This window comes from Aeromonas sp. R4-2, from assembly GCF_040908295.1.
GTDB classification, from domain to species: Bacteria; Pseudomonadota; Gammaproteobacteria; order Enterobacterales; family Aeromonadaceae; genus Aeromonas; species Aeromonas veronii.
In genome coordinates this window covers 105,512-127,531 of sequence record NZ_JBFODL010000013.1, presented here as the reverse complement: position 1 = coordinate 127,531, position 22,020 = coordinate 105,512, and the positions used below count along the sequence as shown (strand labels likewise).

The following is a 22,020-nucleotide window of genomic DNA, read 5'->3' as shown; positions in this document are numbered from 1 at the left end:
GCGAATAACCACGAATGAATCTATCTTACTGTTTTATAACAATTTGTTGGTGATGATAAGGCTGTTTTTTGTACTCTGATGTGAATGAAATGGGCATAAAAACGTTTTTTATTTTGTTTTTATGCGTAATATTTCAGTTGCAAGGACAAACACGGCGGCTTGTCTGCCGTGTGGACGAAGGTTGTAACGGGTAGCTGGCCAGTTGCATCGCTGCAATTGGCGCTCACGTCAGATGGGTCGCGAACTATCGAAAAGTGAAACAGAGACCCGGTGTGGCCGGACTCCAAGATGGAACATGCTATTTGCGAGGGGGTGACATGGACATGTCACCCCACTTTTTTGGCCGCTCGCCACCGTTTACCTTTTCCATGACTGTTGCTCATCGCAAGAGCCACAGAGGGCAAGGCAATAACAAGGCAATAAAAAGAGGGCCGCAATAGCGGCCCTCGGTCTCATCTGCCCGGTGGGTTAACCGGCGTTGACGCTGCGGCGACGCTGCAGCCAGACGATCGCCCCGAACAGCAGGAAGCCCGGGATCCACATCCACTCCTTGGTCCAGCGCTCGGTCGGCGCCTTGACGGTGAGGATCTCCTGATCGAACTCCAGTCCCATGGTGGCGGCCGGGCTGCCAAAGGCGACGTTGTCGATCAGCGTCTTGCCATCCTGCTCATAGAGGCTCAGCCCCAGATTGGCCAGCCGCTCCTCGCCATTTGCCCCATCCGGTACGGCGACCAGCAGGGTGAACTTGCGTGGCTTGCCCACTGCATCTTCACCGAGGATCCGCAGCCGCAGGGTGCTCTCCGCCTCCACTTCACCCATGGTTTGGGCCAGCTGGGCAGGCGGGGTCTCGCGATAGGGGTCGTGCACCATGTCCATCCAGAAACCCGGGCGGAACAGGGTAAAGGCGACCAGCAACAGCAGCACGCTCTCGTACCAGCGGCTCTTCACCAGGAACCAGCCCTGGGTGGCGGCGGCGAAGATCAGCATGGCGATGGTCGCCACGATGAAGATCAGCACCCCGTGGGCGAAGTCCACGTCGATCAGCAGCAGATCGGTGTTGAAGATAAACAGGAACGGCAGCGCTGCGGTACGCAGGCTGTAGTAGAAGGCGGTAATCCCGGTCTTGATGGGATCGCCCTTGGAGACAGCCGCTGCCGCGAAGGAGGCCAGCCCCACCGGCGGCGTCACATCCGCCATGATGCCGAAGTAGAAGACGAACAGGTGCACTGCGATCAGCGGCACGATCAGCCCGTTTTGCTGCCCCAGCGTCACCACCACCGGTGCCAGCAGGCTGGAGACGACGATGTAGTTGGCAGTGGTCGGCAGCCCCATGCCGAGGATCAGGCTCAGCAGGGCGGTGAGCAGCAGCATCAGCAGCAGGTTGCCCATGGAGAGGAACTCCACCAGATCCGCCAGCACCAGACCGACCCCGGTCTGGGAGACCGCACCCACGATAATCCCCGCAGTGGCGGTGGCAATGCCGATACCGATCATGTTGCGGGCACCGGCAACCAGCCCTTCCCGCAGATCCACCACGCCATCAGCGACGGTGCCGTAGTCGTGCTTGCCGTCCTTGCGCAGCCAGTTGAGCAGCGGGCGCTGGGTCAACAGGATGATCACCAGCATCACGGTACCCCAGAAGGCCGACAGCCCCGGCGAGAGGCGTTCCACCATCAGGCACCATACCAGTACTACCACCGGCAGCAGGAAGTGCAGGCCGGAGAGCAGCACGGCGCGGGTGTTGGGCAGCTCGGTGAGCGGCTTGTCGGGATCTTCGGCAGGCAGCGGTTCATTGCTGGCGGCGATCTTCAACAGGGCCACATAGGTGGCAGCCAGCAGTACCGAGATCCCCGGCAGGGCGTAGTCACCCAGTGCAGGTTTGAGCCAGCCGAGGCCATAGTAGACCGCCAGTGACAGGCCGCTGATGAGGGCTGCGCCAAAGGCAAAACCGGTCAGGCGGCGCAGCCAGGGTTTGGGTTGATGGTTGCCGATGGGCTGCATGCCCAGTTTCAGCGCCTCCAGATGGACGATGTAGAGCAGCGCTATGTAGGAGATGGCGGCAGGCAGGAAGGCGTGCTTGATGATCTCCACATAGGGGATGCCCACGTATTCGACCATCAGGAAAGCCGCAGCCCCCATCACCGGCGGCATGATCTGGCCGTTGACCGAGGAGGCCACTTCCACTGCCCCCGCTTTCTCTGAACTGAAGCCCACCTTCTTCATCATCGGGATGGTGAAGGTGCCGGTGGTCACCACGTTGGCAATCGACGAGCCGGAGATCAGGCCGGTCAGGCCGGAGGCGACCACTGCCGCCTTGGCCGGGCCGCCGCGCAGGTGACCGAGCAGGCTGAAGGCGAGCTGGATAAAGTAGTGACCGGCACCGGCCCGCTCCAGCAGGGCGCCGAACAGCACGAACAGGAACACGAAGCTGGTGGAGACGCCAAGGGCAATGCCGAACACCCCTTCGGTGGTGATCCACTGGTGGTTGGCCAGCGCGGTGAAACCTACCCCGCGATGTGCCAGCAGTCCCGGCATCCAGGGGCCCGCCAGGCTGTAGATCAGAAAGACGATGGCGATGACCGCCAGTGCCGGCCCCAGGGCGCGGCGCGCCGCTTCCAGCAGCAGCGGAATGCCGATGCAGGCGGTCACCAGATCGGCGGTGGTGAGGGTGCCGGGACGCAGCGCCAGTGCTTCATACATCACAAACAGGTAAGAGGCGGCGCCAGCAGCGATCAGGCCGAGGGCGATATCACCGAGGGGAACCCGATCCCGCGGCGAGGAACGAAATGCAGGGAACACCAGAAAAGCCAGCAACAGAGCAAAGGTGAGGTGAATGGAGCGGGTTTCGGTGTCATTGAGTACGCCAAACCCCACCATGAAGGGGAGTGGCGAGGCGATCCAGAGCTGGAACAGCGACCAGGCCAGCGCCAGCGCTGTGATGAGCCAGCCCATGATGCCCAGCGGCAGACGAGCGCCCACATCCTGGGCGATCAGTTCCTCGGTAGAGAGTTGTTTATCTTGCATAGGGTTAACTTGTGCCAACGAGTACAACAAGAGAGACACCCGCCCCCGCAATCAGGCGGCAGACGGGTGTCGAAGAGAGTGACAAAGGCCCCGGGGCCTTCAATCAGAGCCAGCCGCGCTCTTTGTAGTAGCGGGCAGCCCCTTCATGCAGCGGTGCAGAGAGACCCACCTTGATCATGTCGGCCTCTTTCAGGTCGGCAAAGGCAGGGTGCAGGCGCTTGAAGCGATCCAGGTTGTCGAACACCGACTTGACCAGCTGATAGACCACTTCCGGATCGGTTTTGGCGCTGGTGGAGAGCACCGCTTTGCCACCGATGGAGGGGGTCGGTTTATCGCTGCCCTTGTAGATGCCGCCCGGGATCTCGGCCTTGCTGTAGTAGCTCTTCTCGGCCAGCAGCTTGTCGATGTCGGCGCCGGTCACAGGTACCAGTACTGCATCTGTGGTGGTGGAGGCTTCCTGAATGGCACCGTTCGGGTGACCGACGAAGTAGCTCATGGCGTCGATGTTGTTGTCACCGAGGGCGGAGGCCTGTTCGGCCGGTTTCAGCTCGGAGACCAGACCGAAGTCACCCTTCTTCCAGCCTTTGACCGCCATGATCTCTTCCATGGTGTCACGCTGGCCGGAGCCCGGGTTGCCGATGTTGACGCGCTTGCCCTTCAGATCGTCGAAGCTGGCGATCTTGGCATCGCGGCGAGCCAGGATGGTGAATACCTCGCTCTGCAGGGAGAAGACGGCGCGCATATCGTCCATAGCCCCTTCGGCCTGGAACGGTGGCAGCCCCTTCATCGCCTTGAACTGGTGGTCGGATTGCATGATGCCGAAGTTGAATTCACCGCTGCGGATGCCGTTGACGTTGGCCACACCACCGCCACTGGCCGGGGCGTTGCACTTGATCTGGTGATCGGCGGCGCCGCGATTGAGGAAGCGGCAGATGGACTGGCCAGCGACATAGTAGACGCCGGTCTGACCGCCGGTGCCTATGGTCACGAAGCGCTCCTGCGCTTGTACCGGACCACCGAATGAGACACCGACCAGAGCCGCCGACAGGGCGCATGCCAAAGTTAATCCTTTCATTTTTTCTCCCTTTTCTTTGATTTTGTTTATCCGATCCCCGGATAAATTGATGGCAATCCCGTTCTGCGCCGAGCTTGCCCGCTCTTCTCGTTGCGCGAAAGCGGGGGAGTTGATCACCCCCTTTCCGGCAGTCACCCTCATCCTGTGGTGAGGCTACCGACCTCCTGTCGATCGAAGATAAATTGGCCCCTGAGGGGCCAAATAAAAAGTTGCAAGCACTCCGATTAAGCACATTCACCCAACATAAATCAAACGAAATGGCAAAATAGCGGAGTTAAATCTTGAGAAACATGACCTCGATCATTCATTTTCTTGCCGAAGATTAATTTGATATGGAGGGAAATGGAAGAGGGAAAAACTACGAGAGGATTCTTATGCGGCCCTTGAATGACAAGGGCCGGAGTCATGAGGGATCAGTTGGCCGGGGTGGCCAGATCCAGGATAAAGGCGTATTCCAGCGCGATATCCTCGTAGGCTTTGAAGCGGCCCGACTTGCCGCCGTGGCCGGCGTCCATGTCGGTGTTCAGTAACAACTTGTTATCATCTGTCTTCAGTTCGCGCAGCTTGGCGACCCACTTGGCGGGCTCCCAATACTGCACTTGCGAGTCGTGCAGCCCGGTGGTGACCAGCAGGTTGGGGTAGGCTTGAGCCTTCACCTGATCGTAGGGGCTGTAGCTCTTCATGTAGTCGTAGTAGCGCTTCTGGTTCGGGTTGCCCCACTCGTCATACTCCCCGGTGGTGAGGGGAATGGACTCGTCCAGCATGGTGGTAACCACATCGACGAACGGCACCTGCGCCACCACGCCGCGATAGAGTTCGGGCGCCTGATTGATGACGGCCCCCATCAACAGACCACCGGCGCTGCCGCCCATGGCGTAGACCTGATCTTTGGCACCGTAGCCTTGCTCAACCAGCGCCTTGGTGACATCGATAAAGTCATTGAAGGTATTCTGTTTTTTCAGCAACTTGCCATCTTCGTACCAGTGACGGCCCAGCTCTTCACCACCCCGGATATGGGCGATGGCGTAGACGAAGCCGCGATCTAGCAGGCTCAGGCGCGAGCTGCTGAAGTCGGGATCCATGCTGGCGCCGTAGGATCCATAGCCATAGACCAGCAGCGGATTCTTGGGCGCATCGGCCTGCTCTTTCTTGAACTTGTCCTTGCGATAGACCAGCGACACCGGCACCGATACACCGTCGCGGGCGGTCACCCAGAGCCGCTCGCTGGCGTACTGGTCGGCCTTGAAGCCGGCCACCGGTTGCTGCTTGAGCAGGGTGCGCTTGCCGCTCGCCATGTCCAGCTCATAGGTGGAGGCGGGGGTGGTCATGGAGGAGTAGCCATAGCGCAGGGCGCTGGTATCCGGCTCCGGGTTGTAGGCGAGCCAGGTGACATAGGCAGGATCGTCGAAGGCGATCTCCTTCTCGTCACCGCTCTGCCAGTTGATCTGGCGCAGTCGGGTCAGCCCCTTGTTGCGCTCTTCCAGTACCAGCCAATCCTTGAACAGGGCGTAGCTCTCCAGCAGCACGTCCGGATTGGGGGCGATCACCGCCTTCCAGCGATCGACCGGGCTCTCCTTGGTCTCGTAGAGGCCGAAGTTCTTGCCGTCCTTGTTGGAGCGCACATAGAAGCGGCCGCGGTAGTGATCCAGGCTGTATTCGTGATCCACCTGACGGGGCAGGAACAGGCGTGGGGCGTGCTCCGGCTGGTTGGCATCGATCAGCCGCGCTTCGCCGGTGGTGGTGCTGGAGAGGGCGATGACGATGAAATCTTCCGAGGTGGTGGCGTAGAGGCTGATGTAGAAGGAGTCATCCTTCTCTTCATAGACCAGCTTGTCCGTGGCCGGATCCGTCCCGAGCGTGTGGCGATAGACCTGATAGGGCAGTAGGGTCTGCGGGTGCTTGCGCACATAGAAGACGGTCTTGTTGTCGTTGGCCCACACCAGATTGCCGGAGGTATTTTCCAGTTTGTCGGTGGCCCACTGGCCGCTCTCCAGATCGAGGAACTGGATCTGGTACTGACGGCGGGAGAGGAAATCTTCCGCCACCGCCAGCCAGCGGTTGTTGCGGCTCACCTCAAGGGCGCCGAGGGCATAGAACTCGTGCCCTTCAGCCCGCAGGTTGCTGTCGAGCAGCAGGCTCGCCTGCTCTTCACCGAGCTTGGTGCGCGAGTAGATCCCGTACTCCTTGCCCGGCTCATAGCGGGTCTGGTAGCGGTAGCCATTTTTCACATAGGGTACCGACTCATCCTGCTGGGGGATGCGTGCGACCATCTCCTTGTAGAGCTGTTCGCGCAGGGGTTGGGTCGGCTTGAGCATGGCCTCGGTATAGGCGTTCTCGGCCTCAAGGTATTGCAGCACTTCCGGCGCCTGACGCTCGTCGTCACGCAGCCAGTAGTAGTTGTCGATGCGGGTATCCCCGTGTTTTTTCAGAGTGCGGGGATGTTTGGCGGCCACGGGCGGCTGGATTGGATGTTCGCTTGTCAGCATGGCGGGCTCTTCATTGGCATAAGTGGGGGGGAGAACTGTCAGAAAGGCTAGCAGCAGAACTCCTCGGGAAAAGGTAAACATGTCGCATCCTTGGCGCTGGAAAGGGTTGGTAGACCTGAGCATCGGCTCCATGAATTGGCGTTAAATCTGCCCCTTGTTGCCGGTGGTTGCAAGCAATCCCTTGTTATTGCAGGAAATGTAATCAAAAAAAGCCGCTATCTCGCGATAGCGGCCCTCTTTCTGGCCATGAGCGGCAAGAGTCCGCTCAGGTGTGCCTCACATGATATGGGAGTGCCCTCTCATGGCCAGTTTTCGTCAGCCTGGGTAGCTCGACCAGCGGTTGGTTGCGCCCTCGTTGCTGATACTCAGTACCTCATAGGGATGGCCCGGAATATCCATGCCCGGTGCACTCTGGGGCATGCCCGGAATGGTCAGGCCACGGATCGCCGGTTTTTCCCTGAGCAGCTTCTGCACATCGGCGGCCGGTACATGCCCCTCGATCACATAGCCATTTACGATACCGGTGTGGCAAGAAGCCAGTTCCGGCGCGATACCGTATTGCTGCTTCACTGCGCCGAGCTGTTCGGTTTCGATGACCTCCAGTTCGAAGCCATTCTGTTCCATGTGCTCATTCCAGCTTTGGCAGCAGCCACAATATTTGGATTTGTAGACGGTCATTTTCTCGGCTGCGAGAGCCGAAAAGCTGACGGTACCGGCCAGCATGGCCAGTAACAGGGGTTTGTACATCACTCACCTCAGATTGAAAGAAAAGATGCCCGATACGGGATGCGTTTCAGATCCGGGTGCGTGGGGGACGTTCGAGCCGCTCGCACGGGGCGTCCGGCATAAAGAGAGAGGGGGAGGCGAAGTCGGGGGTATCCGGTTCCAGTACGGCGACCGTCAGGCTGTCGCTGCCTACCAGTGTCATCGAGAGGGCGGTGGTAAAGCTGCCGCAGGGCATCGCTTTTTCCAGGGTGCGCTCGCTCTGGCTGCAGTGGGTGGTCAGGGTACAGAGGTCGGTTGCGGCCCGGCTGCCAAACGACATCAACACCAGCACCAGACTCCACAAGGGGAGCCAGCGACGGGCGTGAGCGAGTTGGCGACGGGTGAGAACCATGGAATGACTCGAAAATAACAAGGGGCACATGGTAACCCTGTGCCCCGGGGGAGGGTCAAGCCCTCCCCATGGTGTCAGTCCGCCCGGATTAAGGTTGCTGACGGGTCGCCGCCAGCACTATCTCGCGCACGCAGACGTTGGCAGGCTGGTTCCAGGCGTAGAGCACGGCATCGGCGATCACTTCCGGCGCAATGACGCCACCCATCTGATCTTTCCAGTCGTGGTAACCGGCCTTGATGCTCTCGTCAGTGGTGTGGCTGAGCAGCTCGGTCTCGACCGCACCCGGGGCAATGGTCACCATCCGCACGCCCACATCGGCCACCTCTTCCCGGATGTTCTCGGTCAGGGCGTGCACGGCGAACTTGGTGGCGCAGTAGGCAGCATGGTTCGGGAAGGTCTTGCGACCGGCGATGGAGCTGATGTTGATGATGGTACCGCTGCGGCGCTCCTTCATGCCTGCCAGCACTGCGTGGACGCCGTTCAGCACCCCCATCACGTTGATGTTGAGCATCTGCTGCCACTCGGCGGGATCCTGCACATCGGCCTGACCCAGCAGCATGACACCGGCGTTGTTGACCATGCAGCCGACCGGGCCAAATTTGGCTTCTGCCTGCTGGACGGCGGCTTTCATGGCGGCGGTGTCGGTCACATCGACCCCGATGCAGAGGGTATCGGGCAGGTTCAGCGCCTGCATCGGCTCGACCCGGCGGGCCAGCAGTAGCAGCGGATGACCGGCGGCAGAGAAGGCACGGGCGATGGCGGCACCGATCCCGGCGGAGGCACCGGTGATCACGACGAGAGATTTGGACATGGGTCTTTCCTTCTGATTCAAGAGTCGGTTTGAGCAAACAGGTGGCTGGCCAGCACGGAACCCAATCACTATAGTCACTGCATCTATAAGTGATAAATATTGTTTTCCGCTGGTTATCATCTGAAAAAACTATGGTTGGTTTATGCTGGACTTGAGATTGCTGCGTTTCTTCATCGCCATCTATGAAGAGAAGAACATCACGGCGGCGGCCGAGCGCTGCCACGTCAGCCAGCCCTCCCTCTCGGCGGGGCTGCGCCAGCTGGAAGAGGCGCTCGGTGACAGCCTGTTTGTCCGGGGCAAAAAGGGGGTGGTGGCGAAAGATCCGGCCCACTATCTCTATCCTCACGCGGTCAAGCTGGTGGAGGAGGCGCGCCGTTTGCCGGAGCTGTTTCGCCAGAAAGCGACGCGTGCGAGGCTCAATATCGCCATCATGCCGGACTTGAGTCGCCGCCGGGTGGCCGGGCTGTTGCAGCAAGTACAGCGCGTGTTGCCGCAACTGGATCTCACCCTCTCCGACTACACCACCCCCGCCGACTGCCGCTTGACGCTGGATGCCTTGCGCCGGGAGGACGAGATCTTCCTGCCGCTGTGGGAGGAGGATTACGTGCTCTGCGTGCCGGTCGATCACCCCCTGGCCAGTCGCGAAAGGATCGAGCTGGCCGAGCTGCAACATTATGATTTTATTGAGTGCCCGCCCTGCGAAGCCCATCAGCAGACTATCGGCCTGCTGGCCTGTGACCGGCTTACCCTCAATCTGGTAGCCAAGGCCGAGAGCAAGGGGTTGGTGATGGCGCTGGTGCTGGCGGGAGTCGGCATCAGTTTTCTGCCGGACGGGCTGGTGGAAGATGAGGCGGGTCTCAGTACCCTGCCGGTGAGCGGGCCGCGGATGTTTCGCCGGATCGGGCTCTGCTATCCCGCCCACCAGACCCTCAATCCGGCGCTGCGGGAGCTGATCCCCGAGTTGGCAGGCTATGGCGCTTCCTGATAAGGTCGCTCTCCTGTGCACCTTTACGATGCAGCTCCCCAGACTCCCCTTTTCTGTTTACCTCGCCTTGCACCGCAAGGCTTTGTTCGGGTGATGTGGTCATGAAACGCATTCTGGTTATTTTTTCCCATCCCGCGCTGCAGAGCTCGCGGGCCAACAAGCAGCTGTTGCAGGCGATTGAGGGGCTGGATGGGGTCACGGTTCACGACCTCTATCAGCACTATCCCGACATGTTTATCGATGTGAAGCGGGAGCAGGCGCTGCTCTGTGAGCACGACATCATCGTCTTTCAGCACCCGTTTTACTGGTACTCCTGCCCGGCCATCATGAAAGAGTGGATGGATCTGGTATTGGAGTATGGCTATGCCTACGGCCCCGAAGCCCACGCCCTCAAGGGCAAGCAGTGGCTGAGCGCCATCACCACCGGCGGGGCGCCGGAGTCCTACTGCAGCGAGGGTTACAACAGCCGACCGCTGCTCGATTTTCTGCTGCCATTTCAGCAGGCGGCCACCTTGTGCGGCATGAACTGGTTGCCGCCTTTTGTGCTCCACTCGTTCCACAAGATCAAGGATCCCGCCGCCCTGCGCCGCTGCGGGCAGGACTACCGCCAGCTGCTTTGCGCCCTGCGTGACGATCAGCTGACTCCAGAGCAACTGGCCGGGCGCCCCTATCTACGCGACTTGCTGGAGGTACTCTGATGACACACGGGCAGCTTGTTGGCCGAGCTCATGAGCCGGATCAGATGTTCATGCGGAGGGCCGACTGATGGGCCACGGGATCCTGTTTGATGCCTTTATCTACCTCTCCGCCGCCGTCATCGCGGTGCCGCTGGCCAAACGCTGGGGGTTGGGCTCGGTGCTCGGTTATCTGCTGGCGGGGATCATCATAGGCCCCTTTCTGCTGGGGCTGGTGGGGGAGCAGAAGGATGTGATGCACTTCGCCGAGTTTGGCGTGGTACTGATGCTGTTTCTGGTCGGTCTTGAATTGCGCCCGGCCCTTTTGTGGCAGTTGAAGGGGCCGATCCTCGGCACCGGTGGCCTGCAGGTGCTGCTCACCACGGCGGCGCTGACCGGCGTGGCGCACCTGATCGGTCTGCCGCTGCAACAGGGGCTGGCCATCGGCCTCATTCTGGCGCTCTCCTCCACCGCCATCGTGTTGCAGAGCCTGCAGGAGCGTAAGCTGATGCAGAGCGAGAGCGGTCGCTCCGCCTTTGCGGTGCTGCTGTTTCAGGATATTGCGGTCATTCCGATCCTGGCGATCCTGCCACTGCTGGCCATGGCGCCGGTCGCTAGCAATGGTGGCTCCGAGCTGGCGGGTTGGCAGCATGGTCTGCTGGTGGTCGCGGCCATCTCCGGCATAGTGCTGGGTGGCCACTACCTGATGCGGCCGGTATTTCGTGCCATCGCCCAGTCCCATATGCGGGAGATCTTCGTCGCCGCCGCTCTGCTGCTGGTGATCGCCATCGCCGTGTTGATGGAGTCGGTGGGGCTTTCGCCCGCTCTCGGCTCCTTCCTCGCCGGTGTGGTGCTGGCCGACAGCGAATATCGCCATGAGCTGGAGGCCGACATAGAGCCGTTCAAAGGCTTGCTGCTCGGCCTGTTCTTTATGTCGGTGGGGGCGGGGATCGACTTTGGGCTGTTTGCCGAGCACCCCTTCCTGATACCAACCCTGGTGGTTGGCCTGATGGTGCTCAAATGGCTGGTGTTGATGGCGCTCGGCTTCATCATCCGCATCTCGCCGAGCCAGCGCTGGACCTTCGGGCTGGCACTCGCTCAGGGCGGTGAGTTTGCGTTCGTGCTCTTTTCGTTTGCCGCGCAAAACCGGGTGCTGCCCGGCGAGACCATCTCCCTGCTGACGCTGGTGGTAGCGCTCTCCATGGCGCTCACCCCGCTGCTGCTGATCCTCAACGATCGGGTGATCCAGCCCTGGTTCGATTACCGTAACCAGAGCGACGCACCGCAGCATGAGCAACCTGAGCTGGTGGAGCATCCGGTGATCATCGCGGGCTTCGGCCGCTTCGGTCAGATCGTGGGGCGTCTGCTGCATGGTCACGGCATCGGTACCACCATCCTCGAGCAGGATGCCAGCCAGATAGAGACCCTGCGCAAGTACGGCTATCAGGTCTTCTATGGCGATGCCAGCCGGATCGACCTGCTCCATGCCGCCGGGGCGCACAAGGCGAAGCTGCTGGTGCTCTCCATCAACGATCCGGCTACCTCGCTGGCGGTGATCGAGATGGTGCAGAAGCACTTCCCGCACCTGAAGATCCTGGCGCGAGCGCTGGATCGACCCCACGCCCACGAGATCCTGCGCCACGGGGTCGAGAGCGTGCACCGGGAAACTCTGGGCTCGGCGGTCGATCTGGGGGTGGAAGCCCTGACCCAGCTTGGGTTTAGGGCCAACCAGGCCTGGCGGGCGGGGCAGACCTTCAAGCAGCACGATAACTGGCTGTTGCGCGAGCAGGTCAACTATCTGGACGACGAACACACTTATATCAACAAGAGCCTGCAATACCGGGAGATCCTCTCCGATCTGTTGCAAGACGACGAGGAGGGGCAGGAGCGTATCCATGCCCACAACTGGAATAGCGGGCTACCCGACGACGACAAGGAAGCAAAATGATTGCCTATTACCCCATGTTCAAACACCTGCATATGACGCTGGCGCTGGTCAGTCTGCTGCTCTTTATCTATCGCTGGAGTCTGGCGCTGGCCGGCAGCGCTCGGTTGCAGCAGAAGTGGCTGAAGATCCTGCCTCATATCAACGACACCTTCCTGCTGCTGTTTGGTGTGTTGCTGGCGGTGGCCTTGCAGTTGAGCCCGGGTCAACAACCCTGGCTGATGGCCAAGCTGATTGCACTGGTGCTCTATATCGGTCTGGGTGTCATGGCGCTCAAGCGCCCGGCCCGCGGTCAGAAGCTGGTGGCCGGTGTGGCGGCACTGGCGGTGTTTGGCTACATGGTCGGCGCGGCCATCACCAAGTCAGCCTGGTCGTGGCTGATGTAAGCAAAAGGGGAGAGCTATGCTCTCCTCTGAAATCATATTCTGCGATGAATTAATTAATCGGAGTTTTATGCTAACAATAAATCGCAAGATAGAACTTTCATTTGAGGGATTTTTGGCTAATTTTAGCCTCTAGCGGCTCCTTTTTTGAGTGTATTGTCTTTATAAATCAACTAGTTAGTGTGTTTTGTATGAAAATGGCGACAGTTGTCGCAGCAAAACTTGCGACATAGACTGTCGCAAGTCACGACTAGCATACAGTCAACGCTAAACCAGTGAAGGCAAGCACCATGAGCAAGAAGCTGTTACGACAACTGACCTTGGCGCGTTGCATCCCGCACCGCCCTTACAAGCTGACCGCCAGCCAACTCCAGGTAAAACTGGAAGAGGAAGGTATCCACGTCAGTCTGCGTACCGTGCAACGGGACCTGGAGGAGATGTCCGGCATGGGACTGTTCGACCTCACCTCGGACGAGCGCAGCAAACCCCATGGCTGGTGCTTCGAGCGCCACGGCCTCAACGACTTTGCCAATATCATGCCGCTCTCGCTGGCGGTGGCTCTGAAAACCTGGAGTGATCAGGCGAGCCAACTGTTGCCGGCGAGTGTACTGACCGAATTGAATCCGCTGGTCGACAAGGCGAGTCAGGTGATCCGCGACAGCCAGAGCGAACTGGCCGAACGCTGGCTGGAGAGTGTCCACCAGTCACCGCGTCCGTTTGCCGGCAACCCGGAGATCCGCCGCAGCACCCTGATCCGCGATGCGCTCTGGCGTGGTCGCAAGTTCAGTGCCGAGATCCAGCGCGTGATCAAAGAGCGCACCGTGTGGCTCTGCTACGACCGTATCAACCCGCTCGGCATTCTCAATCAGCCGGACGGCCCGATCCTGCTCTGCACTCTGTCCGAGCTGGATCCCAAGGTCTACGGCATCCCGTTTGACCATATCAAGAACGTGGAGCTGACCAACTTCAGCGCCACCCAGCCGAAGGATTTCAATATCCAGAAGCTGATCCGCGATCAGGGCTATCAGGATGTGAGCGGTCCGATCCGCTTCGTCGGCCGGATCGATGCCAACAGCCAGTCGCTGGTGGATAACCAGATCCCCGGCAACAATCCGCGCATGACCCGCTATGACAAGCGCAGCGTGGTGGTGGAGACCGAAGTGCAGGACACCCCGGAGTTTCGCAGCTGGTTGAACAACATCGGCGGTGAACTGGAAGTGCTGGCACCGGAATCGCTGCGTAAGGCCTATCTCAATCCGGCCAACCGCTTGAGCTGATTAAAAAATTGGAATGTTGAAGAGTCGAGCCTGGCCTCGGCTCTTTTTTTTGCGGTTTTTTTAAGCATATTTATTCAACTAATTTTTAAGTCTTAACGTCAGGATTGAACCGTTTTCCTGCCCCGTTTTTGGGGGCGAAACCCGTGTAAGAGATCTGCCATAGCGACTGTAAGAGGCTGGCGCTTTGAGCCGTACGCGAAGCCATGCCAGAATGATCGAGCTTTCCCGTGAAACTAAATAACTAACTGATATTAAAGGGTTAGTTTTTAAGTTCGTTTTTTGAGATGGGAGCCGCATCGGATCTTTATCATCGGATGGCCCTTGTTCGGGGTGCGCATTTCCTTAGTATGGGTCTCACAAGGACGGAGCTGGTCCGGCAGGATGCAGGACAGCGCATAAAGATGGAATAGTCCGCAGGATGTGGACAAGGGACTCCTCAGGATGAGCTCGATAATCAGGATGATTATCGTCACGGATGAATAAAGGAACACCGCGGGATGCGGCAGGACACTCTCGGGATGGGAGCAGAACGAACGGAACCTCGTTCTTCAGGATGAACAGGACCTCGCCGGATGCGAGAGGAATACTTCAGGATGAAGTGAGATAACCCGGATGGTTATCTGTCAGGAAGACGCAAGGAACCCCACAGGACGTGGTAATGGACACCTCCAGGATGGAGACAGTGAAGCAGTTCAGGATGAATTGCCAGGCCAGGAACGCCGCAGGACACGCCAACGGATTGGAAAGGGGATATTCCAAAGGATTAGGATAACGTCAGGGATTGCAGGGAGCATTGCAGTTCTACGGACAGGACGACACGACTCTAGGGGACGGCTACCGCCGTCCCCTTTTCTTTTATGGTTTGCCCGAGAGATTGCCGCGCTGGGCGGCGTTGACGATCTCTTGCAGGCGCTGACGAATGTCGACCATGCCAAACACACCAAAGATCAGCACAGTGACAAATTCGGCCTTGGTGACCGCGAAGTAGCGTTTGCAAGCTGCCTTGATCATGCTGGCCTGCAGCCAATGTAGCAGGGCGACGATCACGCCGCAGACCGGCAGAAAGCCGTTGAGTTTGCCGGGCAGCGGGGCGATCAGGCTTATCAGCACGCCAAACCAGAAGAACAATATCAGCCCCATCGCCAACAGATTAAAGACTCGCTTCATTGTTTACCTCCCTTAGATAGAGTTGATAGCAGACCTGACCGGCTTGTTTGTCCTTGAGTAGTTGCCAGCTGGCGGGTAGCGCCAGATCGGCCATTTCCTTTTCCCGCTCCAGATAGATGAGGGCGTCCGGCGCCAGCCAGCCGCGCTGCTCCAGCAGTTCGCACACTTGCGGCAGCAGCTCGCGGCGAAACGGCGGATCGAGGAACACCAGATCAAACGGCGTGGCCGGGCCTTGCAGCCAGCTCACTGCATCTGACTGGATCACCTGACCCTGGCTGCTGCCGAGGGCGGTCAGGTTCTTCTTGATCTGGTCAGCGGCCCCTTTGTCCATCTCGATCAGGGTCACCTGCTCGGCATAGCGCGATAGCGCCTCCAGTCCGAGTCCGCCGCTACCGGCAAACAGATCCAGGCAGCGGGTGCCACGAATGTGGGGGGCCAGCCAGTTGAAGATGGTCTCCTTGACGCGATCCGTGGTGGGTCTGAGCCCCTCCACATCCTTGACCGGCAATTTGCGGCCTCGCCACTGGCCGCTGATGATTCTTACAAAGCCCGATTTTCCTTGCGGGGCGGGACTCTTGCTCGGGTTGCTACGGCTGGATTTCACTCTGGGCATCGCGTTTCATCGTCAGAAAATAAAGTGGTAGTATAAGGCGGTTCATTTTTATGCCGACCCGCCAAGGGACGGCTATCTTAGCAGTCAGCCTTTGATGTGAGTATTTTTAGATGGCAAAAGGTTTGTTTTCCTGGCTGGGTTTCGGCCGCAAGAAAGAAGAGGCTGAGGCTGTCCAACCACAGACACCCCAAGCCACCCCCGTTACCGTTGAGCCCGAGGTCACTGCTACCCCCGCTCCCGTTTCCGATACCACTGTTTCCGATAGTACGCCGGCTGTTGCTCCCGAAGTGCCTGCCAGCGCACAGAATTCCGTTTTGCAAGATGATTGCTGCCTGCCGACCGAGCTGGACGATCACGGCCCGCTAGTGGTGGAGGAGTGCGCCTCCGATCTGGAGCCGGTGATCGTCAACGAAACGCTGATCGCCGAAGAGGAGCGTGCCGCTGACGCCGCTCGCACTGCCGCAGAGGCGCAAGCCGCTGAGGTCAAGGCAGCCGAAGAGGCTCGTATTGCTGCCGAAGCCCGCGCTGCGGAAGAGGCTCGCATTGCTGCCGAAGCCCGCGCTGCAGAAGATGCTCGTATCGCCGCCGAGGCTCGCGCTGCGGAAGAGGCACGTATCGCTGCCGAAGCCCGCGCCGCGGAAGAGGCTCGTATTGCAGCCGAAGCCCGTGCTGCGGAAGAGGCTCGCATTGCCGCCGAAGCCCGCGCTGCGGAAGAGGCTCGTACCGCTGCCGAAGTCCGCGCCGCGGAAGAGGCCCGTATTGCTGCCGAGGCTCGCGCTGCGGAAGAAGCTCGTATTGCCGCTGAAGCTCAGGCTGCGGAAGAAGCCCGTATCGCCAAAGAGGCCCAGCGAGCGGAAGATATGCGCCTGGTCGCCGCGATGGAGGCTGAGGCCGCCGCACTGGCTGCCCTGCCGCTGGCCGCCAAGGTGGACGACGACACCCAGGACAAACCGCAGCGGGAGGGCTTCTTTGCTCGCCTCAAGCGCAGTCTGGTGCGCACCAAGGAGAATATCGGTTCCGGTTTCTTCGGCCTGTTTCGTGGCAAGAAGATCGACGATGAGCTGTTTGAAGAGCTGGAAACCCAGCTGCTGACCGCCGATCTCGGTGTGGATACCACCACTCGCATCATCGAAGGGCTGGTACAGCACGCGGATCGCAAGCAGCTCAAGGATGCCGAAGCGCTCTACGGTCTGCTCAAGCAGGACATGGGCGAGATGCTGGCCAAGGTGGAGCAGCCGCTGGTGATCGACACCAGCAAGAAGCCTTATGTGATCCTGATGGTCGGTGTAAACGGCGTCGGCAAGACCACTACCATCGGCAAGCTGGCCAAGCAGTTCCAAGCCGAGGGCAAGAGCGTGATGCTGGCGGCGGGTGACACCTTCCGTGCCGCAGCGGTCGAACAGCTGCAGGTTTGGGGTCAGCGCAACAACATTCCGGTGATTGCCCAGCACACCGGCGCCGACTCCGCTTCCGTCATTTATGACGCTATCGAGGCCGCCCGCTCCCGCGGGGCTGACGTGCTGATCGCCGACACCGCCGGTCGCCTGCAGAACAAGAGCAACCTGATGGAGGAGCTCAAGAAGGTGGTGCGGGTGATGAAGAAGCTGGATGAAGAGGCGCCCCACGAGATCATGCTGACGCTGGATGCCGGCACCGGCCAGAACGCCCTGAGCCAGGCCAAGCTGTTCAGCGAGGCAGTGGGCCTGACCGGTATCACCCTCACCAAGCTGGATGGCACTGCCAAGGGCGGCGTCATCTTTGCGGTGGCCGACAAGTTCCAGATCCCGATCCGCTATATCGGGGTGGGCGAGGGGATCGACGATCTGCGTCCCTTCGTTGCCAACGACTTCATCGAGGCGCTCTTCAGCCGCGATGAATAAGTCCGGCCGCGATGAGTCAGCTCAGCCGTGATGAGTAAGTGTTCCATACCCCGACTCCGGTCGGGGTTTGTCAATTTCAGGGAACCGTTATGATTCGTTTTGACAAGGTCAGCAAGGTATACAGCGGTGGCCATCAGGCGTTGCAGAAGGTCAGCTTTCACCTGCGCAAGGGAGAGATGGCCTTTCTAACCGGGCACTCGGGGGCGGGCAAGAGTACCCTCCTCAAACTGATCAGCGTGATGGAGCGTCCGACCGATGGTCGCGTCTTCTTTCATGGCGATGATGTCAGCCATATCCAGCGCAGCCAGATCCCCTATGTTCGCCGCCAGATCGGGATGATCTTTCAGGATCACCGGCTGTTGATGGACAGAACCGTGTTTGACAACGTGGCGCTGCCGCTGGTGATCGATGGCTACAGCCACGCCGATATCAACAAGCGCGTGGCGGCGGCGCTGGACAAGGTGGGGCTGCTCGGCAAGGAGCGTTACCAGCCGCGTATGCTCTCCGGTGGTGAACAGCAGCGGGTCGGCATCGCCCGTGCCATCGTCAACAAGCCGCCGCTGCTGCTGGCGGATGAACCGACCGGCAACCTGGATCCCCAGCTCTCCATGGATATCATGCGGCTATTTCAGGAGTTCAATAATTTTGGGGTCTCGGTACTGATTGCCACCCACGATCTGGGGCTGATCGCCCGCATGCGCTATCGCACTCTGACCCTCAAGGCGGGTCGCATGTACTCGGCCGGGGAGGAGCTCTGATGGCTATCGTTCGTCATAAACAACCGCCGCTGCGCCGTCTGATGATGTACGGGGTTGATCATGTGCGGCAGGCGTTTGCCAGTCTCGGGGAGTTGTGGCGCAATCCGCTCGCCTCTCTGATGACGCTGGCGGTGCTCGGCGTCAGTCTGGCGTTGCCCTCCTGCTTCCACGTGCTGCTGAAAAACGCCGAGGTGGTGGAAGGGAGCTGGCAGACCAGTTCCCAGATCTCCCTTTACCTGCGCAAGGATCTGCCGGAGCAGAGCATTCTCGATCTGCAGCACCGGATCCTGCTCTATCCCGAGGTAGATTCGGTCACCTACCTGAGCCGTGACGACGCGTTGCGGGAGTTTCGCGAGATCTCCGGCTTCGGCGATGCCCTCGATTATCTGGACAGCAACCCGCTACCGCCGGTGCTGAGCGTGATCCCGGATCCGCGCTGGCAGAACCCGGAAGGGGCCGCCGAGCTGCTCAGCAAGCTCAACAACGAGGTGGGGGTCGAGCAGGGCAAGCTGGATCTGCAGTGGCTGACCCGGTTGCAGGGGATCATGAACCTGCTGCGCCACACCATTACCGGTATCGCGGTGCTGCTGCTCTCCGCCGTGTTGCTGATCGTCGGCAATACCCTGCGTCTCAACATCCTCAACCAGCGTTCCGAAATCGAAGTGCTCAAGCTGGTGGGAGCGACCGACTCCTTCATTCATCGCCCTTTCCTCTATACCGGTATCTGGTTCGGGGTGATCGGCGGCATGCTGGCCTGGTGGCTGACCGAAGTGATGGTGATCTGGAGCGAAGGGGTGGTGAAGGAGCTGGCGGGCTTGTATAACAGTAACTTCCGGCTGGTTGGCATGGGGGCGGTAGACGGGATCAATCTGATCTTGCTGGGCGCCCTGCTGGGGCTGATTGCCTCCTGGTTCTCGGTCCATCGCCACATTCGCGACATCGAACCATCCTGATTACTTTGTCATCAAAGTAAATCGCTGGATTTTGAGAGGCGGATCAAGTAAAAGAGGGGCCGTTTCTGGCTTGGCCCCCATAGTCAGAGTATTCTGAATAACAATGATCTTCCGGATCTTCGCTAGATCCAGTGAACCTTCTGATTTATAAGCAGTCTATTAAAGCTGAAGCATTTATACGGGTGTGGCCCCTCTGCCTTGCTCGTCAGACTTGGCAAGCATGTGAAGGTTGCGAGCTCCGCAACAATGGACTTAGCATGCTACTTTTCGGGGGTCCTTCATTGTGACCCCCTTTTTTTGACTGTTCATTCATGATTCATCCTGCAGGCTTAAGATAAGCCGGTCTAAAACTGGGCATGTTCTTTGATACACGCCGCAGAATGGCATCCGGTCAGTAGACAGACCCTCTCAGGGTGTTAGACTGATTCGATTGAAAAGTAAGAGGTAACAGATGGGAACTTCATTGCAGCGCACTATGGCTCTGATTCCGCAAGGTAGTCTGGAAGGCTATATCCAGGCAGTAAACTCTATTCCTGTGCTGAGCGCAGAGGAAGAGCGTGAACTGGCTGAGCGTTTGCAGCAGGATGGCGATCTCGAGGCTGCCCGTCAGCTGGTTATGTCGCACCTGCGCTTTGTCGTTCATGTCGCCAAGAGTTATGCCGGTTACGGCCTGCCTCAGGCCGATCTGGTTCAGGAAGGCAACATCGGCCTGATGAAGGCGGTCAAGCGCTTCGACCCGACGGTCGGCGTGCGTCTGGTCTCCTTTGCCGTGCACTGGATCAAGGCCGAAATCCACGAATATGTCTTGCGCAACTGGCGCATGGTCAAGGTGGCGACCACCAAGGCCCAGCGTAAGCTCTTCTTTAACCTGCGCAAATCCAAGAAGCGTCTGGGCTGGCTGAACCACGAAGAGGTTCAGGCCGTGGCGGCCGATCTCGGCGTCTCTGCCGCTGACGTGACCGAGATGGAAGCGCGGATGGCCAACTACGATCAGGCGTTCGATCTGGTGGGTGATGATGAAGAAGAGGGCGGTTTCGCTCCGGTTCACTATCTGGAGGACAAATCCTCCGATCTGGCCGCGACCATCGAGAACGACAACTGGGACGATCACGCGACCCGTCGCCTGAGCTCGGCCCTCGCCACCCTGGATGAGCGCAGCCAACACATCATCCGCGCCCGCTGGCTCGATGATGACAGCAAGACCACTCTGCAGGAGCTGGCCGATACCTACGGCGTCTCTGCCGAGCGTGTGCGTCAGCTTGAGAAAAACGCACTCAAGAAGCTGAAAGATGCCATGGAAGCCTGATGCTTCCTCTCATAAAAACAGGGCCTGATGGCCCTGTTTTTGTTTCGCAGGGATCTGGTCGGCCTTGCTTTGGTTACCCTTGAGTGTGTTATGTTGCCGCCACTGCCACATTAGGGAGAGCAGAAGTGAAACTGTTGAACGACCTGTTTACCAACAACCGTGAGTGGGCCGAACGGATCAAGGCCGAAGATCCCGCTTTCTTTGCCACTCTTTCTGCCCAGCAGGCCCCCGAATACCTCTGGATTGGTTGTTCCGACAGCCGGGTCCCCGCCAACCAGCTGATGGGCTTGCTGCCGGGGGATGTCTTCGTCCACCGCAACGTCGCCAATCTGGTGGTACATACCGATTTCAACTGCCTCTCTGTGCTGCAATACGCGGTAGAAGTGCTCAAGGTGAAGCACATCATCGTCTGCGGTCACTATGGTTGCGGCGGTGTCAAGGCCGCGATGCAGAACCAGGAGCTGGGTCTCATCGACAACTGGCTGCGCAACATCAAGGATGTCTACTTCAAATATGGTGAAGAGCTCGAGGCCATCGAGGATGAGCACGAGCGCTTCGACTACCTGTGCGAGCTGAACGTGGCCGAGCAGGTCGCCAACGTCTGCCACACCACCATCATCCAGAATGCCTGGCGCAAGGGGCAGGAGCTGGCGGTGCATGGCTGGATCTACGGGATTAAAGACGGTCTGCTGCACGATCTCGATCTCTGCATCAGCGGCCCGGATCAGATCCCCGATGTCTACCGCGCCTGGCCGGACATGCGTCCGCCCCACCGTCGGCGCTAGGGAGCTTCATGGTGGCACCAGCTCTCTATTTGCAGATCAAGCAGCATATTCTGGACGGGATCCGCGAACGCCACTATCAGGCGGGGGACAGGATCCCGACCGAAGCGGCCCTGTGCGAGCAGTTCACCGTGAGCCGGATGACGGTCAACCGGGCGCTGCGGGAACTGGTGGCGGAAGGGTGGCTGGTGCGTACCGCCGGTTCCGGTAGCTTCGTGGCGGACAGACGTACCGAGTCGCCGCTGCTGGCTATTCGCAACATCGCCGACGAGATCGCCGAGCGTGGCAGCGAGTACAGCGCCCGGGTGATCCGGCTGCAGCGATTGGCAGCCGACGAGAAGGTGGCGGTACAACTGGGGCTACGGGTTGGCGCCCCCATCTTTCACAGCCTGATCGTCCATCAGGCCGATGGGGAGCCACTGCAGTTGGAGGAACGCTTCGTCGATGCCGGGCGCTTGCCTAGCTATGGCGAGCAGGATTTTACCCAACAGACCCCCAACCGCTATCTGATGGATGTCTGCCCCCTCTCCGAGATGGAGCACGTGGTGGAAGCCGTGTTGCCCAGCGCCGGTGAGGCGGGATTGTTGCAGATCCGCGTAGATTCCCCCTGTCTGTTGTTGCACCGGCGTACCTGGTCGGAGGGGCATCTGGTCTCCTACGCCCGTTTGCTCTCCCCCGGTTCCCGCTACAAGCTCAGCTCCAAGACTCAGCTGGAGTGAATGTCTATACAACTCGATTTTGCAAAGCCCACCTCCTGGTGGGCTTTTTTGTGCTTAAACTCTAA

The 22,020-nt window shown here is 59.5% G+C and carries 19 protein-coding genes; 11 read left to right on the top strand and 8 right to left on the bottom strand.

The annotated features are described in order from the left end of the window. Nucleotides 1–468: 468 nt before the first annotated feature. The 6 genes from AB5Y99_RS10340 to AB5Y99_RS10315 all read right to left on the bottom strand — a co-directional run bounded on the left by AB5Y99_RS10340 (nucleotide 469) and on the right by AB5Y99_RS10315 (nucleotide 8,513). Nucleotides 469–3,024: a TRAP transporter permease gene (locus tag AB5Y99_RS10340; RefSeq protein WP_201944006.1), complete on the bottom strand. Its 2,556-nt coding sequence runs from the start codon at nucleotides 3,022–3,024 to the stop codon at nucleotides 469–471. 103 nt (nucleotides 3,025–3,127) lie between these two features. Beyond that, a complete protein-coding gene (locus tag AB5Y99_RS10335) occupies nucleotides 3,128–4,099 on the bottom strand; it encodes a TAXI family TRAP transporter solute-binding subunit (protein WP_005339950.1) in 972 nt (323 codons plus the stop codon). A gap of 413 nt (nucleotides 4,100–4,512) precedes the next feature. After that, the gene (locus AB5Y99_RS10330) at nucleotides 4,513–6,666 is read right to left on the bottom strand and encodes a S9 family peptidase (RefSeq protein WP_076493555.1); all 2,154 of its coding nucleotides are present in this window, start codon (nucleotides 6,664–6,666) and stop codon (nucleotides 4,513–4,515) included. A gap of 234 nt (nucleotides 6,667–6,900) precedes the next feature. Then, entirely contained in the window at nucleotides 6,901–7,332 is a 432-nt protein-coding gene (locus tag AB5Y99_RS10325) for a DUF411 domain-containing protein (protein WP_005339953.1), read from the bottom strand. A gap of 46 nt (nucleotides 7,333–7,378) precedes the next feature. After that, complete coding sequence (locus AB5Y99_RS10320) at nucleotides 7,379–7,702, bottom strand: hypothetical protein (protein ID WP_005339955.1); 324 nt, start codon at nucleotides 7,700–7,702, stop codon at nucleotides 7,379–7,381. A gap of 88 nt (nucleotides 7,703–7,790) precedes the next feature. Continuing rightward, nucleotides 7,791–8,513 carry an SDR family oxidoreductase gene (locus AB5Y99_RS10315; protein WP_005348556.1) on the bottom strand — a complete coding sequence of 241 codons (723 nt, stop codon included), beginning with the start codon at nucleotides 8,511–8,513 and terminating at the stop codon, nucleotides 7,791–7,793. Nucleotides 8,514–8,655: 142 nt separating this feature from the next. Between AB5Y99_RS10315 and AB5Y99_RS10310 the strand changes: the two genes are divergently transcribed. The 5 genes from AB5Y99_RS10310 (at nucleotide 8,656) to AB5Y99_RS10290 (ending at nucleotide 13,777) form a co-directional block, all read left to right on the top strand. After that, nucleotides 8,656–9,498: a LysR family transcriptional regulator gene (locus tag AB5Y99_RS10310; RefSeq protein WP_323893717.1), complete on the top strand. Its 843-nt coding sequence runs from the start codon at nucleotides 8,656–8,658 to the stop codon at nucleotides 9,496–9,498. A 101-nt stretch (nucleotides 9,499–9,599) separates the two neighbouring features. Beyond that, nucleotides 9,600–10,196: an NAD(P)H-dependent oxidoreductase gene (locus tag AB5Y99_RS10305; RefSeq protein ID WP_323893715.1), complete on the top strand. Its 597-nt coding sequence runs from the start codon at nucleotides 9,600–9,602 to the stop codon at nucleotides 10,194–10,196. Nucleotides 10,197–10,263: 67 nt separating this feature from the next. Further along, nucleotides 10,264–12,120, top strand: coding sequence for a monovalent cation:proton antiporter-2 (CPA2) family protein (locus AB5Y99_RS10300; RefSeq protein WP_158110892.1), 1,857 nt, complete (start codon nucleotides 10,264–10,266; stop codon nucleotides 12,118–12,120). Next, the gene (locus AB5Y99_RS10295) at nucleotides 12,117–12,503 is read left to right on the top strand and encodes a SirB2 family protein (protein ID WP_042052535.1); all 387 of its coding nucleotides are present in this window, start codon (nucleotides 12,117–12,119) and stop codon (nucleotides 12,501–12,503) included. Before AB5Y99_RS10300 ends, AB5Y99_RS10295 begins: the two co-directional genes overlap by 4 nt. A 287-nt stretch (nucleotides 12,504–12,790) precedes the next feature. Then, nucleotides 12,791–13,777, top strand: a complete 987-nt coding sequence (locus tag AB5Y99_RS10290; protein WP_005339987.1) for a YafY family protein — start codon at nucleotides 12,791–12,793, stop codon at nucleotides 13,775–13,777. An 855-nt stretch (nucleotides 13,778–14,632) separates the two neighbouring features. Here the strand turns inward: AB5Y99_RS10290 and AB5Y99_RS10285 are convergent. Together AB5Y99_RS10285 and rsmD are read right to left on the bottom strand one after the other, a co-directional pair. Continuing rightward, nucleotides 14,633–14,944, bottom strand: a complete 312-nt coding sequence (locus AB5Y99_RS10285) for a DUF1145 domain-containing protein (protein ID WP_019444692.1) — start codon at nucleotides 14,942–14,944, stop codon at nucleotides 14,633–14,635. Beyond that, a complete protein-coding gene (gene rsmD / locus AB5Y99_RS10280) occupies nucleotides 14,928–15,557 on the bottom strand; it encodes a 16S rRNA (guanine(966)-N(2))-methyltransferase RsmD (protein WP_005339991.1) in 630 nt (209 codons plus the stop codon). Before rsmD ends, AB5Y99_RS10285 begins: the two co-directional genes overlap by 17 nt. 110 nt (nucleotides 15,558–15,667) lie before the next feature. On the opposite strand from rsmD, the gene ftsY reads away from it, so the two are divergent. From ftsY to hutC, 6 genes are all read left to right on the top strand, one after another. Next, nucleotides 15,668–17,437: a signal recognition particle-docking protein FtsY gene (gene ftsY / locus AB5Y99_RS10275; protein ID WP_368209647.1), complete on the top strand. Its 1,770-nt coding sequence runs from the start codon at nucleotides 15,668–15,670 to the stop codon at nucleotides 17,435–17,437. 89 nt (nucleotides 17,438–17,526) lie between these two features. Then, entirely contained in the window at nucleotides 17,527–18,195 is a 669-nt protein-coding gene (ftsE, locus tag AB5Y99_RS10270) for a cell division ATP-binding protein FtsE (RefSeq protein WP_005339995.1), read from the top strand. After that, complete coding sequence (gene ftsX, locus AB5Y99_RS10265; protein ID WP_106844124.1) at nucleotides 18,195–19,148, top strand: permease-like cell division protein FtsX; 954 nt, start codon at nucleotides 18,195–18,197, stop codon at nucleotides 19,146–19,148. Before ftsE ends, ftsX begins: the two co-directional genes overlap by 1 nt. Nucleotides 19,149–19,599: 451 nt before the next feature. Next, nucleotides 19,600–20,454 carry an RNA polymerase sigma factor RpoH gene (gene rpoH, locus AB5Y99_RS10260; protein ID WP_005339997.1) on the top strand — a complete coding sequence of 285 codons (855 nt, stop codon included), beginning with the start codon at nucleotides 19,600–19,602 and terminating at the stop codon, nucleotides 20,452–20,454. Between the two features lie 125 nt (nucleotides 20,455–20,579). Then, on the top strand, nucleotides 20,580–21,239 hold the full coding sequence (gene can, locus AB5Y99_RS10255; RefSeq protein ID WP_005339998.1) for a carbonate dehydratase: 660 nt from the start codon (nucleotides 20,580–20,582) through the stop codon (nucleotides 21,237–21,239). An 11-nt stretch (nucleotides 21,240–21,250) separates the two neighbouring features. Further along, complete coding sequence (hutC, locus tag AB5Y99_RS10250; protein ID WP_368209655.1) at nucleotides 21,251–21,955, top strand: histidine utilization repressor; 705 nt, start codon at nucleotides 21,251–21,253, stop codon at nucleotides 21,953–21,955. The last annotated feature ends 65 nt before the right edge of the window (nucleotides 21,956–22,020 follow it).